This window comes from Streptomyces sp. DF42, from assembly GCF_058267695.1.
Genome location: NZ_CM177859.1, coordinates 5,823,690 through 5,840,111, shown reverse-complemented (window position 1 = coordinate 5,840,111; position 16,422 = coordinate 5,823,690). Strand labels below are relative to the sequence as shown.

Below are 16,422 nucleotides of genomic sequence, written 5' to 3'. Positions count from 1 at the left end.
TGGTCCGGGGGCGATGGCCCCGGACAGGTTGTCTGAGCGGGCGGGCGCTGAGGCGTTGGGGCTCGCGGTAGGCCCAGCATGCGCGGGGCGCGCAGGGCAGGCACGTGCGCCGGGTGAGTCCTGTCTACGTGTACGCCGAGGGCACATCGTCGTGAACGTACGAGGAGTCCTGTACGGCATCGCCGCCGGGCACTGAGCGTGATCGCTTTCGGCTCATGCGCCGCCACCCAAGAGTCCGAAGAGCCCGAAGAGCCCGAGCCCTCAGTCCATGCGGGGCGCCACGACAGAAGTCGTCGAGGCGCACTAGGGAGCGCGCAGGCGAAGGTCGTGCGCCCAGCGCGTGAGCGCTTCGTGTGCGCTCCGCATGCGGCTCCGTACGCGGTTCCGCATGCGCACCCTGGGACGTGGCTCAAGTCGTGCGGCGGATGCGGTCGTCCGGGCGTACGGTCGGAAACATGCGCATTGTCATCGCTGGTGGTCATGGTCAGATCGCGCTGCGGCTGGAGCGGTTGCTCGCCGCGCGCGGAGACGAGGTTGCGGGGATCATCCGTCACGCCGAGCAGGGCGACGACCTGCGGGAGGCCGGTGCCGAACCAGTTCTGCTGGATCTTGAGTCGGCCTCGGTCGAGGAGGTCGCGGCGTGTCTGCAGGGCGCCGACGCAGCGGTCTTCGCGGCGGGCGCAGGTCCGGGCAGCGGGGCGGCCCGCAAGGACACCGTGGACAAGGAGGCGGCGATCCTGTTTGCGGACGCGGCGGTTCGGGTCGGCGTACGACGACACGTGGTCGTCTCGTCGATGGGCGCCGATCCCGCACACCAGGGGGACGACATCTTCGACGTGTACCTGCGCGCGAAGGGCGAGGCCGACGCCCACGTACTGCGGCTGGACGCGCTCGACGCGACGATCCTGCGCCCCGGGATGCTGACGAACGACGCCGGTACCGGCCTGGTCCGGCTGGAGGCGCACACGGGCCGCGGCACGATCCCCCGTGACGACGTGGCCGCCGTACTCGCGGAGTTGGTGGACACCCCGGCGACGGCCGGCCTGACTCTGGAACTGGTCAGTGGGTCGGCTCCGGTGTCGGTGGCCGTGAAGTCCGTCGCCGGGAACTGAGCATGGCAGGCGAGGTGGCGCCGGCCGCACAAGAGGCCCTGCTGCGGCGGATGTACGAGGTCTTCTCGACCGACGAGCGCGACACCTTCGTACTCCTGTGTCTGGCGCCGGACGTGGACTGGCCGAACGTCCTCGACGGCGCCCGTCTGCACGGCCGCGAGGAGGTACGCGCCTACTGGACGCGGCAGTTCGCGGCCGGGCATCCCCTCGTACGGCTGGAGGGGGTGCGGCTCGACGGGGATGGCGAGGGCGTGGTGGCGACCGTACGGACCGGGATGCGGGACGCGTCGGGTGACCGGTGGGCGGAGGGGACGGTCGAGCACGTGTACCGGTTCGGCGGGGACGGGCTGGTGACGCGGATGGACGTACGGGCGGGGGCCCAGGAGCCCTAGCAGGCGGCCGTCCGCGGCGGCCTCCAGAAGGAGGTCGTCCAGAAGGCGGTGGTCCAGAAAGTGGCCATCTAGAACAGGGGCAGTTGGCCCGGAATCTCGGGGATGACGAAGGCGTCCAACGACGGTTGGGCCGCGTCGAGTTGAGCCTGTCGGCGGGAGCCGGGGCAGGAGACGAGTGCGCCGTTCCGGCGTACGCCGGGCGGGTCATGCCGTGCGAAGCGTCCGGCGACGATGGCGATCTCTCGACGGCATTCGGGGCAGCGTCTGCGGCGAGTGGACATGCGGTCAGTGTGCCAGTGTGCCCTGGGCAGAGGCGTGTTGTGCGTGGGGCACCCGCCCTGGGAGGGGTGGCTGCGGCGCGGGCGGAGCTGTGCCTGCTGCCTGCTGCCTGCTGCCTAGGAGTAGGGAGGGGGAGGTGCCGTCGGGTCTGGGGCGTCCAGGGCTGCTTGGTCGGGACCGGACCGTCAGCCCACGCCGCCGGCGCCTACCGAGGTCAACTGAGGTCAACTGAGGTCAACTGAGGTCAACTGAGGTCAACCGATATGGGGAGACGTGCGTGTCCGGTCCATCGCGTGGTCGATGCGCAGGCGCATCGTCGGATGGACGTCCAGGTCGGAAAGGTCGGCCGGGTCGACCCAGCGCACGGCCGTGCTTTCACTGCTCGTGCGGAGTTCGCCGTCGGTGGGGCGCGCGCGGAAGCAGATGCTGAACTGCTGGCGGATCTCGCCGTCGTCGTAGCGCATCACATGGCCCGGATCGGTGTAGATCCCGGAGAGATCGACGACGTCGACCTTGATCCCGGTCTCCTCCCAGACCTCGCGTACCACGGTGTCCCTGATGGACTCCCCCACCTCATGGCCCCCGCCGGGCAGTGCCCAGCGGCCGCTGTCGGAGCGCCGGACCATGAGCATCTGTCCCGCGCCGTTCTGCACGAACGCCACCACGGAGGGCACCACGAGTTGGCCGGTGGGGCGGCAGGGTCGTGCAGGTAGTCGATCCGTCCCATGCCGACGTATGTACCCCTTCGCGCCGGGGCAGACCCGCGCCGGAGTAGATCCGCTCCGCCCAGTCCGCCACCTCGAACCCTTCACCGAGCCCTTGCGCACCAACACAGCACTTGCTTAAGTCAATCAACTGACTTAGCTTGAGGATGAAGGACACACCCCATGCGCCTGCGCATGGGGATGCGTATGCAGCACATGCCCCATGTCTACGGAGGCCCGGCACATGTCCCACGCCCTTCCCCAACCCGCCGCCGACGACGGGGTGGTGTCCGCAGCGCCGCGGGCCAATGCCGTCGTCGCGGTCCTGGCCTTCGGCGGGATCGTGGTCTCGTTGATGCAGACCCTGGTGATTCCGATCGTCCCGGAGCTGCCGAAGCTCCTGAACGCCCCGGCGTCCGACGCCGCCTGGGCCGTCACCGCCACGCTGCTCGCCGCAGCCGTGGCCGTCCCGATGATGGGGCGGCTCGGAGACATGTACGGCAAGCGGCGCTTGCTCCTGGCGAGCCTGGTCCTGCTCATCGCCGGTTCGGTCACCGCCGCCTTCAGCGAGTCGCTGGCCCCGATGATCGTCGGCCGGGCGCTGCAGGGCACGGCGAGCGGTGTGATCCCGCTCGGTATCAGCATCATGCGGGACGAACTGCCCACCGAACGGCTCGGTTCCGCCACCGCGCTCATGAGCGCCTCTCTCGGTGTCGGCGGTGCCCTCGGCCTGCCGGCGGCCGCCGTGATCGCCGACAACTTCGACTGGCACGTACTGTTCTGGAGCTCGGCCGCGATGGGCGCCGTAGCCCTCCTTCTGGTCCTGCTCGTGGTGCCCGAGTCGAAGGTGCGCACGGGCGGCCGGTTCGATGTCCTCGGCGGCATCGGCATGGCGGCCGGTCTGATCTGTCTGCTGCTGCCCATCTCCAAGGGTGGCGACTGGGGTTGGGGCAGCGGCACCACGCTCGGCCTCTTCGGCGCGGCCGTCGTGATCCTGCTGCTGTGGGGCTGGTACGAGCTGCGTGCCGAGCAACCGCTGGTCGACCTTCGTACCACCGCCCGCCGCCAGGTCCTGGTCACCAACCTCGCCTCGATCGCGCTCGGCTTCGGCATGTTCGCGATGTCCCTGGTGCTTCCGCAGCTCCTGCAGTTGCCTGAGGCGACCGGCTACGGTCTCGGCAAGTCGCTGCTCACCGCCGGCCTGGTCATGGCCCCGTCCGGCCTGGTGATGATGGCGGTCGCCCCGGTCTCCGCGGCCCTCTCCAAGGCCAGGGGCCCGAAGGCCAGCCTGATGCTCGGCGCCTTGATCGTGGCCACCGGCTACGGCCTGAACATCCTGCTGATGGCCGAGGTCTGGCAGTTCGTCCTGGTGTCCTGCGTCATCGGTTCCGGTATCGGCTTCACGTACGGTGCGATGCCCGCGCTCATCATGAGCGCCGTGCCGCCGTCGCAGTCGGGCGCCGCCAACAGCCTCAACACCCTGATGCGGTCCATCGGTACGTCGACGGCCAGCGCCGTGGCCGGCGTCATCCTGTCGCAGATGACCACGAACCTCGGCGGGGTGCCCCTCCCCTCCGAGAACGGCTTCAAGACCGTCCTGGCCATCGGCGGCAGCGCGGCACTGCTCGCCTTCGCGGTCGCGTCGTTCATCCCGCGGCATCGGGCGGCTGCGGCGACCGGGGGCTCCGCAGGCGAGGGCGCTGCGGCCGGGGGACAGTCCGCCGCCGTCCCGGCTCCGTCCGCAGCGGCCGCGGTCGATACGGGTGCCTCGGCCCGGTCCGCCTCGGCCGCGATCGAGGAGGGCGCGCCCGGGACGACCGGCGCGGCCACTCGTCCCAACGGAGCCGAGCCGGGGCATACGGGACCCACAGGGCCTACACCCTCACCTGCCTCTGTCGTGACCGCCGCCGAGCAGGACGGACCGAGTGGCTCCGCCGACGGCGGAATCCGGGTGAACGGTCATGTCCTGGGGGCGGAGCACGTCCCAGTCGCCGGGGCCGCGGTCACGCTCATCTCACTCGGCGGGAAGCAGCTGAGCCGGTCGGTCTCGCGGAGCGACGGTTCGTACGGTGTCGATGCGCCCGCCGCCGGTTCGTACGTCCTGATCGCCTCCGCCGCGAGCTGCCAGCCGCAGGCCTCGACACTCGTGGTCGCCGACGGGCCGGTCCGGCACGACGTTCTGCTGAGCGGCACGAGCGGCCTCGCCGGGCTGGTGCGGTCCGCCGAGGGCGGGACACCGGTCGCGGATGCCGTGGTGATCGTGACCGACGTGCGCGGGGAGGTCCTGGCGACCGGACGGACCGACGTACTGGGCGAGTTCAGGGTCACCGACCTGGTGCCGGGGACGGTGACGCTCGCCGTGAACTCCCCCAAACACCGTCCGTTGGCCCTGCCCGTCGAGATCGGCGGCGCCGGCACCACACGCATCGAGGTCGAGCTCAGGCCCGGCGCCCATGTCCGGGGCACGGTGCGCGGAGCGGGCGCCCCGCTGAGCGACGCCCGGGTCACCCTGGTGGACGCAGCCGGCAACGTGGTCGCCACGACAAGCACCGGGCACGACGGTGCATACGCCTTCTCCGACCTGGACAGCGGCGCTTACACGGTCATCGCGACGGGCTATCCACCGCAAGCGGCCACGGTGTCGGTGACGGGTGGCGGCCCGGACGACCACGACATCGAACTTGCACACACCGGGGAGTAGTTCACAGTCCACACGGAGCCTCACCCAAATTCCATATCCGCGCGCCGCCTTCGCGATCCAAAGGATCTTGGGCGGCTCATGGACTCGGAATGGCGTTTACATCTGACCGAATTCGCGGAGCCTTACCTAACCCCGTCCGACATGCACTTCCTCGGCATGGACTCAGTGACTCGACCAGCTCACCGCGGTGGTGAAGACGCGGCTGAAGCGGATGCAGTACCGCCCCCGCCTCATCGAGGGCCTCATCGCCAGGACCGGGCTCGACCTCCAACCGCCGTAACCTCGGCTGTTAGAGATCGCCTAGTCCGTCCGAGCCGTTCTGTCGAGGTTGGAGTGCACCAGGCAGTCTTCGGGTTCGTACCGCGGCACCTTGCTACTGACTGGCTCGCCTTCTACCACCCAGCCGTTGATGCCTTGGCGGACGAAGATCCGGACGGCGCCGGGCTGTACCGCAAGTGCCTGCCGGTAGTCCTCAACCACCCGATCGGCGAGGCCTGGATCGGAGTCCAGGACGTCCGCGGGCAGTCTTCGGACGAGGCCCTCGACGGCACAGTACGTGCAGCGTTCCGCCACTCGGCGGCGCACCGCGCGCCAGCGCATCGAGCGGTTGTAGCCACGAGCGACCAGCCCCACTGTCCCGTCGCGGGGAACAAGCACGGTCAGCTCGCCCAAGCCGCGCGTCCGAAGGATCCGGGCGACCTCGCGGTCCAGGTTCACCGCCGTCCGGAACAGCACCACCTGTCGCGACCGCAGCCGCCAGCTACCCATCGTTCCCCCTCCCACCGCACCGTACCCCCAGGGTAGTTCGACTCGTCCATCCATTCGGTGTGCACGGCCGTCACGCAGCCGAACGGGCGTGTACAGGCAGCGCGTATGGGCGGCACCGCCGACGGCGTGATCGATCGGGAAGCCGCTGGTGGAGAACACGACGCGGGTCGGCCGGGCCGCTCGGACGGCGGTGAGGAACCCGCGGCGTCAGAGATCTCCGGATGGTGTCACCGGCCGGCTTCGGCACGGCCCTGCGCCCGTTGGAACGCGGTCAGCGAATCTCCTTCGAACCGCCAGGGCCAGGTGGTGACCGCACCGCCGATGGCCCGGAAGATGGGAAGGGCCTCACGGTGGCGATCGGCGGACATCAGCGCGTAGGCGAGCGTATTGAGGTCGGCAAGCGCAGCTGCATGGCTGAGGAACGAGGGCTGTGTCCAGTGCTGCGAGGCACGGTCGAGCGCTGCTGTGACATACACATCGGTCCAGTAGTTGCGTGCCATGAGACCCTCCACTCCTCCCCGGGTCCGGATCGATTGATAGTGCAGCACTTGGGAGGTGAGTTCCATCGCCGCGCAGGGCGCATTGGCGGGCATGCGCGACCGGAGGGAGTCGACGAACTCCAGTACCTGCAGTCGCGAACCGGCCTCGTCCGGAGTCAGGTAGCGCATCATGCTCAGGTAGGCATCGCGGTTCCAGCGGTCGCGGAGCAGTAGCTCGTTCCAGACGTAGAAGGTTTCAGCTGCGCGGTGGCGCTCCAGGCGCGCTATCTCCAGCAGGCCGATCCACGGGGTTGGGTCCAGCGGGGCGAGATCCGCAGCGCGCAGGCAGTTCGTGCTTGCTCGCGAGGCACCTCCCGCATTCCCCGTTGCACGCGCCCGGAAGACCTCGGACCAGGCATGCAAAACAAGGGCAGTGGCGCTGTCCGGCTCCCGCTCGGCCCACCTCGAGGGCACCGGCGTATCCGCCAGGAAATGCGCCAGGACCGCCAGACGGAACGTGTGGCGGTCCCAGTCCTGGGAGTGGTGCTTCAGGAAGTCGGCGATCTGCACCACGCGCAGATCCGTGCTCGCGATCGCGCCCGATCGCATCGTGGTGCGCAGCGACTTGAGAAGCTTCCCAAGGTGCACGTCGTCAAGCTCCAGGACGATGCGGGAGGCCTTGCGGCGAGTCGACAGGAATGACATGCGGGGCAACCTAGGAGAGTGGGGACTCGGGCAAGACCTGCTCGCTGATCGTCACCTGATGCGCAGGAAGCAAAGCGGTCCCGGGTGCGGTTCTGCATCAGCGGTCCGGGCCGTACGGGGCGGCGGTGGTGCGGGGGGGAGCGCACCACCGCCGCCGGTCGAGGGCAGGCTGTCGCCCTACAGAGCCCGGCCCCTAGGACGGGGTGACTTCATGCGTACTGTTCCGCCCCAGCCGTTGGCGGACGAGTGCGACGGCCACGACGCCGATGGCCACCAGGGTGGAGAGGATCACCTGGTCGCGGCCGCCGCCGTCGGCCGTGTCGGTCAGCATGTAGCCGAGCACGAACGTGATCAGGGCGATGGTGGCCCAGGTCAGGTAGGGGTAGAGCCACATCCTGACGACGAGCTTCTCCGGCGATTCCCGCTCGATGATCCGGCGCATCCGCAGCTGCGAGAAGCAGATCACCAGCCAGACGAACAGGGCGATCGCGCCGGAGGAGTTGAGCAGGAACTGGAAGACCGTGTCCGGCCACAGGTAGTTGAAGGCGACCGCGACGAAGCCGAAGACCACCGAGGCCAAGATGGCCGCCCGCGGCACACCGCGCTGCGTGGCCCGCCCGAACGCGGCCGGGGCATCGCTGCGCCCGCCGAGGGAGAACGCCATCCGGGAGGCCGTGTACAGGCCGGAGTTGAGGCACGACAGCACGGACGTCAGCACGATGGCGTTCATGATCTGGCTCGCGTGCGGGATGCCGATGGAGCTCAGGGCGGCGACGTAGGAGCCGTCCTTGAGGATGGCCGGGTCGTCCCAGCGCAGCAGCGAGACAACGATCAGGATCGAGCCCAGGTAGAACACGGCGATACGCCAGATCACGCTGTTGGTGGCCTTGGTGACGGCGCCCCGCGGGTCGGCGGTCTCGCCGGCGGCGAGGGTGACGATCTCGCTGCCCATGAAGGAGAAGACCACCATCAGCACGCCGGTGAGGATCGCTCCCGGCCCGTGCGGCAGGAAGCCGCCGTGTCCGGTCAGGTTGGAGAAGCCGGACGCGGGGTGGTCGGAGCCGGGCAGCAGACCGAAGATCGCGAGGCCGCCCACCACGATGAACGCGGCGATGGCGACGACCTTGATGCCGGCGAACCAGAACTCGAACTCGCCGTAGGAGCTGACCGAGGCCAGGTTGGTGGCGGTGAGGACGACCATGACGATCAGCGCCCAGCCCCACTGCGGGACCGCCGGTATCCAGCCGGCCAGGATCCTGCCACCCGCGGTCGCCTCGACCGCGAGCACCACGACCCAGAAGAACCAGTACAGCCAGCCGATGGTGAACCCGGCCCAGCGGCCCAGCGCCCGGTCGGCGTACGCGGAGAACGAGCCCGAGGTGGGGTTGGCCGCGGCCATCTCGCCCAGCATCCGCATGACGAGGACGACGAGGATGCCGACGAGGGCGTACGAGACGAGGATGCCGGGGCCTGCGGCGGCGATGCCGGAGCCGGAGCCGACGAACAGGCCGGCGCCGATGACCCCGCCGATGGCGATCATCGACAGATGGCGGTTCTTCAGGCCGGCCTGAAGACCGGATCCTGCGGAGGCGGCCCCGGTGGTGGTCACCGGGTCCGGAGCGGAAACAGGGGGACGTGTAGTCATCTCGACATCCATTGAGGGAGAGCGGACGTGGGCTGCAGGTGCCGAGACCGGAAATTAGTCCACTGCGATCTAAAAAAACAAGGCATGGTCGCCTTGTTTAAGTGTTCAGCATGCTCTATTTTTTGGCGCATCGCGGAACCGGCCCCCTGGGAGCCCCTATGCGCAACACCGTGACCCAGACTGTTTCGCGGGATCGATCCCCCAAGGCACTACCGGCGTCGGCGGTCAGCCGCACTACCGATTTTCACGCCGGCGAGGCGTCCCGTCAGGGACATGGTGGACTGTTGCGAAAGTGGATCAAGGTCGTGGTGATCGCGAGTTGGCGATAGCGGTGATCTGCCAAACGGTCAGGAGCCGGCTGGAGTGGCTGCTCCCGCAGGACAGGAAGCCTTGTGGGTCGGCCCGCTCGCCGCCCTCGGCGCAGGGCTGCCCCCCGCAAGGCCGGTTCGTGATCCGGAGTGGGTGGCGCTGTGGTGGGGTAAGCCGATGGGTGCAGGCTCCGGACAGTCCAGGAGAAGGACAAGGATTTCGTGACGAACCGTCAGAAATCCGGCCCGCCGCCGTTGCAGGCTTCTACGCCGCGGGCCCGTGTGGTGTTCGACGGGACGACGGTCACTGTCACCTGGCGGCTCAGGCCGGTGCCGCGCTGGCGGACCCTGCGCTTCACGCTGGCCGAGCTGCTGCAGGCGAGCTTCTCCAGCCGCGACGCCGTGGACACGCATCACTTCGGCTTAACGCCGACGGCCGGTCGGCCCGAGGTCTGGGTCCCGGTGTTCATCAGGCGCGGCGAGCAGAAGGCTCGGTGGGCGGCGCTGGCCCAGGCGATCAACGAAGCCTGCGGACAGCGCATGCGCCACGTGCTGCGCACCACGGTGGGGACGGGGCCATGGAGCGAGGCGACCTGGCAGTGCGTGGAGAAACCGGTACCCGAACTGTCGGCCTTCGAGCAGCCGAGTCCGCTCTACGGAAGGCGCAGAGAGGGAATGGAGATCACCAGCCACCGGCGGACAATCGAGGAAGGTCCGCTGAAGACGCTCTTCGTGTCCGGCTACGGACCGGTAGGCACCCAGCCGCTGACCGTGTCGACCATAGCCGCCGTGCCGGCGATGACCACCTCAAGACCGGACTCGCCCCGGAGCCAGCGCACGGTGCCGCCCGCCGCGCGGACCACCGCCAGGCCGGCGGCAACATCCCAGGGCCGCTGCCCGAAACCTACGAAGCCGTCCAGGCCGCCCTGGACAACGTTGGCCAGATCGTAGGCGGCCGAGCCGAAACAACGCACCGCGCCCACGTGCGGAGCGACGTCGGCCAGCAGGTGCAACGCGTCGCGGCGGCATTCGGCGTCGTCCGGGAGCGCGAAACCGAGCACGGCCCGAGCGGGATCCCACTCCGCGGGAATCACCCAGCCCTCCCAGAACTGCGACCCCAGGTCGGTCGGCCCGCAGTCGATCCGGTCAACGAGGGTGGCGCCACTCATCTGCACGATACTGGCGGCCACGGTCTCCCCCTCCACCTCGGCAGCGACGCTCACGGCGTGATACGGCATGAGACGCTCGGAATCGACCGTCCCGTCCAGCGGGTTCACGATCCAGCGCACACCCGACGTGCCGAGAGACTCCTCTGCTCCCTTGACCTGCCAGCCGTCGTGCCGACGGTGGGAGTTGATGCAGTCGACGATGGCGGTCCGGCTGCGGCGGGCGAGGTTCGCCGCGAGATCCTCGGGGCCGTTGCCGTCGAGAAAGGCCGTCAGATTCGTGGACGAATCCCTGATGGCGCGGAAGCCTTCCTCCGAGGCCAGGCACGCGATGTCGTAGAGCTCTTCCTGCAAGAGGCTTCATCCCCCCAGTCGTGAGACGAGTGGCAGTCGCTCAACGGGCCTGGTACGGCCCTGCAGGAGTATGGCAATCCCGTCCCGCCCCTACCAATGCCATGCCGGGGACAACAGCCTCTTCTGGGATCGCTCGGCGCCCGCGAGCGGCTACCGGGGCCACTGGACATGCAGCCCCTTCGTAGCCCCTTCCTGCCGGAACCGCCCTTCCAGCCTTCGAGACGGATTGAGGCGAACTCGAGAGCGATCGCAGCCGTCACTTAGCTCAGGGCGTGCGCTGAATGTACTGGTCACAGCCACTCGTTGATGGCCGCGACGAGGACGGTAGCTTCGTAGCGGACGGCGAGTTCTCGTAACGGGTGGCCACCGCCCGGTGCCTCTTGAGGCGGTTAATGCCGCACTCGACCGCTTGGCGCTCGGGGTAGTCCGCCTTGTCGAACTTCGGCGGGCGGCCGCCGCGAGAGCCGAGCTTCTTGCGGTTGCGGATGTGGTCGGCCTTGTCCGGAATGGTGCAGCGGATCCCGCGTCTGCGCAGGTAGGCGCGGTTCTTGCGGGAGGGCGTACGCCTTGTCGGCCCGCACTCGGGCCGGCCGGGTACGCGGCCTGCCCGGCACCGGACGGCGCACCTGGATCCGTTTGGCCGTCTCGCGGGAGCATCCGCAGCCGACCGGGGTGGAGTCGACCAGCCACACATCGTCGCGCCACAGCGAGGTGTCCCGGGCCAGGATCCGGATCATGCTGGTGAGCAGCGAGGACGCGGCGCGCAGTCGCTTGTTGTAGCCGGACTGCTGGGGCACGTAGGGGAAGAGGTGGCGGAAGTCCCGCCCGACGCGGCGCAGCCAGCGCCGCTCGGAGGTGTAACCGAGCAGCGCCGACGTGACCGCGAGGGTGACCAGTTCAGCGTCACTGAGCGTGGGTGCGATCCCAACGGCGGGTCGGCACGGGGCCAGCCACGGCGAAGCCTTCAACTCGTCGTCGATCCGGGCACAGAGTGCCGTTGCGAGGGTGTCCAGGTCCGTCTTCACACACTGATATGGGACGCCCTCGTCTCATGTCCGCAGGCCATCCCTTGGACTCATTCATCTAGGTGACCAGACGCGATGCACCATCGGAGAGCACCGCTGCGGCGCGTATGTCCTCGGTTGGGGTGCTGCCAACCAGGGCGTGAGCAGCCGCTCCTGCAACGGAGGCAACAACCCAGTATCCGGAAAGGTTTTGGCGCAGGCGCAGGAACGAGCGAACCACCAGATCAAGGCTGGCCCGCGCGAATGGGACGGGACTGTCCCGTCCCCTGGGGGAACGCCTGGGGGACACGCGCTGATCAGGCCTGGGACTCACCCGAGATCAGGGGGACAAGCCATACATTTCGACCCTCGTTCGAATGGCGCTGTTCGAATACGAAGAGACCCCCTCCGCTCTGCGTTTCCGCAGTTCAGAGGGGGTCTCTCTCAGCGTGGCGGCGCCAGGGTTCGAACCTGGGTAGGCTGAGCCGGCAGATTTACAGTCTGCTCCCTTTGGCCGCTCGGGCACACCGCCGGGGTTGCTGCCCTTCGCACTGCTTTTCGGCGGCGCTCCTTGGCAACGACGTAAACAATACCCGATGTGGAGGGGTGCTTCGCCACCCGATTGATCTGCGCCCGGAGGACAACGGGTGGCTAGGCTTGTCCGAATGCGGCCCTGGCACCACGCCGGGGTGGCGGCCACCCCCACGCCCGCCGATACGCACCCCACACGCACCCCGATACAAGGAGCCACAGGACATGGCCGACTCCAGTTTCGACATCGTCTCGAAGGTCGAGCGGCAGGAGGTCGACAACGCCCTCAACCAGGCCGCCAAGGAGATCTCTCAGCGCTACGACTTCAAGGGCGTGGGTGCCTCGATCTCGTGGTCCGGTGACAAGATCCTCATGGAGGCGAACTCCGAGGACCGGGTCAATGCCGTTCTCGACGTCTTCCAGTCCAAGCTGATCAAGCGCGGTATCTCGCTGAAGGCGCTGGACGCTGGTGAGCCCCAGCTGTCCGGCAAGGAGTACAAGATCTTCGCCACGATCGAGGAGGGCATCTCCCAGGACAACGCGAAGAAGGTGGCGAAGATCATCCGCGACGAGGGCCCGAAGGGCATCAAGGCGCAGGTGCAGGGCGATGAGCTGCGCGTCAGCTCGAAGAGCCGTGACGACCTGCAGGGTGTGATCGCCCTTCTGAAGGGCAAGGACTTCGACTTCGCGCTGCAGTTCGTGAACTACCGGTGAGCCACCGACTCCCCATCACCGACTGACCGTGCACAAGAAGGGTGGGCACCTGGCGGGTGCCCACCCTTCTCGTCTGCTGGCTGCGGTCCGGGAGCGTGCTCGGTCGTGCTCAGTTGCGCGAGTTGCCGAAGAGAATGCGGTAGGCGACCAGCAGGACGAGCGATCCTCCGATCGCCGCGGCCCACGTTCCGCCGTCGTAGAAGTTCTTGGTGATCGGGTGGTCCATCCAGCGGGCGGATATCCAGCCGCCGATGAACGCGCCCGCGATGCCGATGAGAGTCGTTCCGATGAAGCCGCCCGGGTCCCGGCCCGGCAGCAGGAACTTGGCGATGGCTCCGGCCAACAGCCCCAGGATGATCCAGCTGATGATGGTCATGCCGTGAACCTGCCCTTCCGCACTGCGCCTGCACTTTCAGGACAGTGTGATTTCAGTCAAGATCCGCTGTGCGTCACGGGCTTGCTCTGCTCCGTTGTTGAGCAGGACGCCGCGCCGAGTCCATCGGTTGCAGTGATCAGTAGGCTGCGAGCCATGTCATCGACCGGTTCCGCATCGGAACTACGGCGCACGCTTGGCGTCGGTGACGCCGTGGTCATCGGACTCGGCTCGATGGTCGGGGCGGGATCTTCGCCGCTCTGGGGCCCGCGGCGCGGGCGGCCGGGTCCGGCCTGTTGCTGGGCCTCGGCGTCGCCGCCTACTACAACGCCACGGCGTCGGCGGGCCTGGCCGCTCTGTATCCGCCCTCGGGCGGCACTTATGTGTACGGGCGCGAGCGGCTCGGCCCGTTCTGGGGCTATCTCGCGGGCTGGTCGTTCGTGGTCGGGAAGACCGCCTCCTGTGCGGCGATGGTGCTCACCGTAGGGGCGTACGTCTGGCCGGGGCAGGCGCACGCCGTGGCGGTTGCGGCCGTGGTTGCGTTGACCGCGGTGAACTACGGCGGTGTCCAGAAGTCCGCCTGGGTGACGCGGGTGATCGTGGCGGTGGTGCTGGCTGTCCTCGCTTCCGTCGTGGTCGTGTGCCTGGGGTCCCGGGCCCTCGACGCCGGGCGCCTGGGCGCCGGGACCTCGGGCGGTGTCGGCGGCGTGTTGCAAGCGCCCGGGCTGCTGTTCTTCGCGTTCGCCGGGTACGCGCACATCGCGACCCTCGGTGAGGAGGTACGGGAGCCGGCGCGCACCATCCCTCGCGCGATCCCCGTAGCTCTGGGCATCACGCTGGCGGTGTATGTGTGTGGCTGTGGCTGTGGCTGTGGCTGTCCTTTCCGTGCTGGGGACGGAAGGTCTCGGGCGCGCGAGTGCTCCGCTGGCCGACGCTGAGCGGGTGGCGCGGTCTTCCGGCTCCTGGCCCGCGGGATCTCCGCAGCCGCCGTACGAGATGGCCGGTTGTGGCGTCATGGTCGGTGTGGCGTCGGGCCGGCCGCACCGATGGTGTCGTGGCGGCTAGGACGCTCGCGCCGTCGTCGTGCGTATGCGGAAGTCGGCCCAAGAGGCCATTTCCAGCTCCTCGTTCGTCTCTTCGTACCAGCCCGTTCCGTCGAGCCAGGAGGTCAGCCAGACCGTGAGGCTGGGGGCGTCGACGTACCAGGCGTGGTCGGCCGCGTCGGTGTTCGGCTCGAAGAGGAGGACGGTGGCCTCCGGGGTGCGGCAGTCCACGCACGCGTACATCGCGCAGCCCCAGTGGGATATCGGCAGGACGCCCTCGGGCCAGGGCCAGTCAGGGTCCTTGCGGGCGCTCTCGCGGTTGGCGAGGTACTGCACGACGGCGGCGGGCTCGCCTGCGGGCGGGCTGTCGAGGAGAGGCAACAGGCCGTATTCCGGGCCGAATCCGCCGTCTCCTATGCGCAGGTAGAGGTCGGCGAGCAGTGGAGGCAGGGCGAAGCCCAGGGCGGACTCGGCGCGGGCCGCCGTGGCCGCGTCCGCGGGCGCCGGGAGTGAGGGCCAGCCCCATGGGCGGGTGTTGTGTGCCTTGGCTGCCACCCGTGCCAGCAACTGCTCGTTCTCGGTCATGGGTTCATGATGCAAGGCGCCACTGACAATCGGGCCGGCCTGTGGACAACCACCGGGTTGTGGAAAACCCGGTGGGTCGGATGGGGCGGGCAAGCCGCCCCCCACCTTCGTCCTGCTCGGTCAGCGAGCTGCGAACGGCTGGTCCGTCCGCACGATTTCGCGGCCGAGGGGCAGCAGCGAGACCGGGATCAGCTTGAAGTTGGCGATACCGAACGGGATACCGATGATCGTGATGCACAGGGCGAAGCCCGTGACGATGTGCGCGATCGCCAGCCACCAGCCCGCGAGGACCAGCCACAGAACGTTGCCGATGCAGGAAGGCGCACCGGCGTCGCGGCGCTCGACCGTCGTGTACCCAAAGGGCCACAGGGCATAGACGCCGATGCGGAACGCCGCGATGCCGAACGGGATACCGATGATGGTGATGCACAGCAGGACGCCTGCTGCCAGGTACCCGAGGAACAGCCAGAAGCCGCTCAGGACGAGCCAAATGACGTTCAGAATAGTTTTCACTGGGGACGACCTGCCATCTTCTCGAGCCGGGCGATGCGCTCCGCCATCGGCGGGTGTGTCGAGAACATCTTGGAGAGTCCCTGACCCGGGCGGAACGGGTTCGCGATCATCATATGGCTGGCGGTCTCGATGCGCGGCTCGGGAGGCAACGGCAGCTGCTTGGTGCCCGCTTCGAGTTTGCGCAGCGCGCTGGCCAGCGCGAGAGGGTCACCGGTCAGCTGGGCGCCGGACGCGTCGGCCTCGTATTCCCTGGAGCGGCTGATGGCCAGCTGGATGAGGCTGGCCGCGAGCGGCCCCAGGATCATGATCATCAGCATGCCGAGCAAGCCCGGGCCGTCGTCGTCACTGGAACGGCCGATCGGGATCAGCCAGGCGAAGTTGACCAGGAACATGATCACGGAGGCGAGGGCTCCGGCGACCGACGAGATCAGGATGTCGCGGTTGTAGACGTGACTGAGCTCGTGGCCGATGACGCCACGCAGTTCGCGCTCGTCCAGGATGCGCAGGATGCCTTCCGTGCAGCACACCGCGGCGTTGCGCGGGTTGCGGCCCGTCGCGAAGGCGTTCGGTGCCTCCGTCGGTGAGATGTACAGGCGTGGCATGGGCTGACGGGCCTGGGTGGAGAGGTCGCGGACCATGCGGTAGAGGGCGGGGGCCTCGAACTCGCTGACCGGGCGGGCGCGCATCGCGCGTAGCGCCAGCTTGTCGCTGTTCCAGTACGCGTACGCGTTCGTGCCCAGTGCGATCACAACCGCGACGACGAGCCCCATACGGCCGAAGAAACTGCCGATGACGATGATGAGGGCGGACAGTCCTCCGAGGAGTACTGCGGTCCTTAGCCCGTTGTGCCGGCGGTGCACGGTACGCCCTCCAAGTCGTGCAGCAGGGGAACCCTTTGCTTGCTGATTTCCGATGCCACTGGTGCCGTGGTGTCACGCCCAGTGGACCCTCCCGTACTGGTCAACGCCAGGCGGGGGTCACTAGTTCCCTTGTGCGTACGGCGGCGTTCGTGGGCCGTTCGGGTGACTTCGGCCCCGAGCAGCCGA

At 68.5% G+C, this 16,422-nt stretch carries 14 protein-coding genes, 1 tRNA gene and 5 pseudogenes; 6 read left to right on the top strand and 14 right to left on the bottom strand.

Annotated features, from left to right (window positions below):
* Positions 1-455 precede the first annotated feature (455 nt).
* Both ACYUED_RS26840 and ACYUED_RS26835 read left to right on the top strand, forming a co-directional pair.
* A complete protein-coding gene (locus ACYUED_RS26840; RefSeq protein ID WP_491285780.1) occupies positions 456-1,112 on the top strand; it encodes an NAD(P)H-binding protein in 657 nt (218 codons plus the stop codon).
* Between the two features lie 2 nt (positions 1,113-1,114).
* Positions 1,115-1,504, top strand: coding sequence for a nuclear transport factor 2 family protein (locus tag ACYUED_RS26835; protein WP_491285778.1), 390 nt, complete (start codon positions 1,115-1,117; stop codon positions 1,502-1,504).
* Positions 1,505-1,572: 68 nt separating this feature from the next.
* On the opposite strand, the gene ACYUED_RS26830 is transcribed toward ACYUED_RS26835, so the two are convergent.
* The gene (locus ACYUED_RS26830) at positions 1,573-1,785 is read right to left on the bottom strand and encodes a hypothetical protein (RefSeq protein WP_491285776.1); all 213 of its coding nucleotides are present in this window, start codon (positions 1,783-1,785) and stop codon (positions 1,573-1,575) included.
* A 252-nt stretch (positions 1,786-2,037) separates the two neighbouring features.
* Positions 2,038-2,510: pseudogene (locus ACYUED_RS26825) on the bottom strand (NUDIX hydrolase).
* A gap of 221 nt (positions 2,511-2,731) precedes the next feature.
* Between ACYUED_RS26825 and ACYUED_RS26820 the strand changes: the two are divergent.
* Complete coding sequence (locus ACYUED_RS26820) at positions 2,732-5,188, top strand: MFS transporter (RefSeq protein ID WP_491285774.1); 2,457 nt, start codon at positions 2,732-2,734, stop codon at positions 5,186-5,188.
* A 169-nt stretch (positions 5,189-5,357) separates the two neighbouring features.
* A pseudogene (locus ACYUED_RS26815) lies at positions 5,358-5,468 on the top strand (IS630 family transposase); the annotation flags it as partial.
* 20 nt (positions 5,469-5,488) lie between these two features.
* Here the strand turns inward: ACYUED_RS26815 and ACYUED_RS26810 are convergent.
* The 8 genes and pseudogenes from ACYUED_RS26810 to ACYUED_RS26775 all read right to left on the bottom strand — a co-directional run bounded on the left by ACYUED_RS26810 (position 5,489) and on the right by ACYUED_RS26775 (position 12,149).
* Complete coding sequence (locus ACYUED_RS26810) at positions 5,489-5,956, bottom strand: hypothetical protein (protein WP_491285772.1); 468 nt, start codon at positions 5,954-5,956, stop codon at positions 5,489-5,491.
* Positions 5,957-6,183: 227 nt separating this feature from the next.
* A complete protein-coding gene (locus ACYUED_RS26805; protein WP_491285770.1) occupies positions 6,184-7,140 on the bottom strand; it encodes a hypothetical protein in 957 nt (318 codons plus the stop codon).
* Positions 7,141-7,333: 193 nt separating this feature from the next.
* Entirely contained in the window at positions 7,334-8,785 is a 1,452-nt protein-coding gene (locus tag ACYUED_RS26800) for an amino acid permease (RefSeq protein WP_491285768.1), read from the bottom strand.
* A 541-nt stretch (positions 8,786-9,326) separates the two neighbouring features.
* A complete protein-coding gene (locus ACYUED_RS26795; RefSeq protein ID WP_491285766.1) occupies positions 9,327-9,503 on the bottom strand; it encodes a hypothetical protein in 177 nt (58 codons plus the stop codon).
* A 330-nt stretch (positions 9,504-9,833) separates the two neighbouring features.
* Positions 9,834-10,613 (bottom strand): inositol monophosphatase family protein, encoded by a 780-nt coding sequence (locus tag ACYUED_RS26790; protein ID WP_491285764.1) that lies wholly within the window; start codon positions 10,611-10,613, stop codon positions 9,834-9,836.
* A gap of 290 nt (positions 10,614-10,903) precedes the next feature.
* Positions 10,904-11,245 (bottom strand): annotated as a pseudogene (locus tag ACYUED_RS26785) (transposase); the annotation flags it as partial.
* Positions 11,246-11,638 (bottom strand): annotated as a pseudogene (locus ACYUED_RS26780) (IS982 family transposase); the annotation flags it as partial. It lies immediately after the preceding pseudogene.
* 429 nt (positions 11,639-12,067) lie between these two features.
* Positions 12,068-12,149 (bottom strand) — tRNA-Tyr (locus ACYUED_RS26775).
* Between the two features lie 224 nt (positions 12,150-12,373).
* Between ACYUED_RS26775 and ACYUED_RS26770 the strand changes: the two genes are divergently transcribed.
* Positions 12,374-12,862 (top strand): YajQ family cyclic di-GMP-binding protein, encoded by a 489-nt coding sequence (locus tag ACYUED_RS26770; RefSeq protein WP_266519581.1) that lies wholly within the window; start codon positions 12,374-12,376, stop codon positions 12,860-12,862.
* 109 nt (positions 12,863-12,971) lie between these two features.
* Here the strand turns inward: ACYUED_RS26770 and ACYUED_RS26765 are convergent, their stop codons facing one another.
* Positions 12,972-13,238, bottom strand: coding sequence for a GlsB/YeaQ/YmgE family stress response membrane protein (locus ACYUED_RS26765; protein WP_491285761.1), 267 nt, complete (start codon positions 13,236-13,238; stop codon positions 12,972-12,974).
* Between the two features lie 153 nt (positions 13,239-13,391).
* Between ACYUED_RS26765 and ACYUED_RS26760 the strand changes: the two are divergent.
* Positions 13,392-14,204, top strand: a pseudogene (locus ACYUED_RS26760) (APC family permease); the annotation flags it as partial.
* A gap of 92 nt (positions 14,205-14,296) precedes the next feature.
* On the opposite strand, the gene ACYUED_RS26755 reads toward ACYUED_RS26760, so the two are convergent.
* From ACYUED_RS26755 to htpX, 3 genes are all read right to left on the bottom strand, one after another.
* Positions 14,297-14,863 carry an SMI1/KNR4 family protein gene (locus ACYUED_RS26755; protein WP_491285760.1) on the bottom strand — a complete coding sequence of 189 codons (567 nt, stop codon included), beginning with the start codon at positions 14,861-14,863 and terminating at the stop codon, positions 14,297-14,299.
* 120 nt (positions 14,864-14,983) lie between these two features.
* Positions 14,984-15,376 carry a YccF domain-containing protein gene (locus ACYUED_RS26750; RefSeq protein WP_266798831.1) on the bottom strand — a complete coding sequence of 131 codons (393 nt, stop codon included), beginning with the start codon at positions 15,374-15,376 and terminating at the stop codon, positions 14,984-14,986.
* Entirely contained in the window at positions 15,373-16,236 is an 864-nt protein-coding gene (gene htpX, locus ACYUED_RS26745; RefSeq protein ID WP_491285758.1) for a zinc metalloprotease HtpX, read from the bottom strand. The genes ACYUED_RS26750 and htpX overlap by 4 nt, the downstream gene beginning before the upstream one ends.
* Between the last annotated feature and the right edge of the window lie 186 nt (positions 16,237-16,422).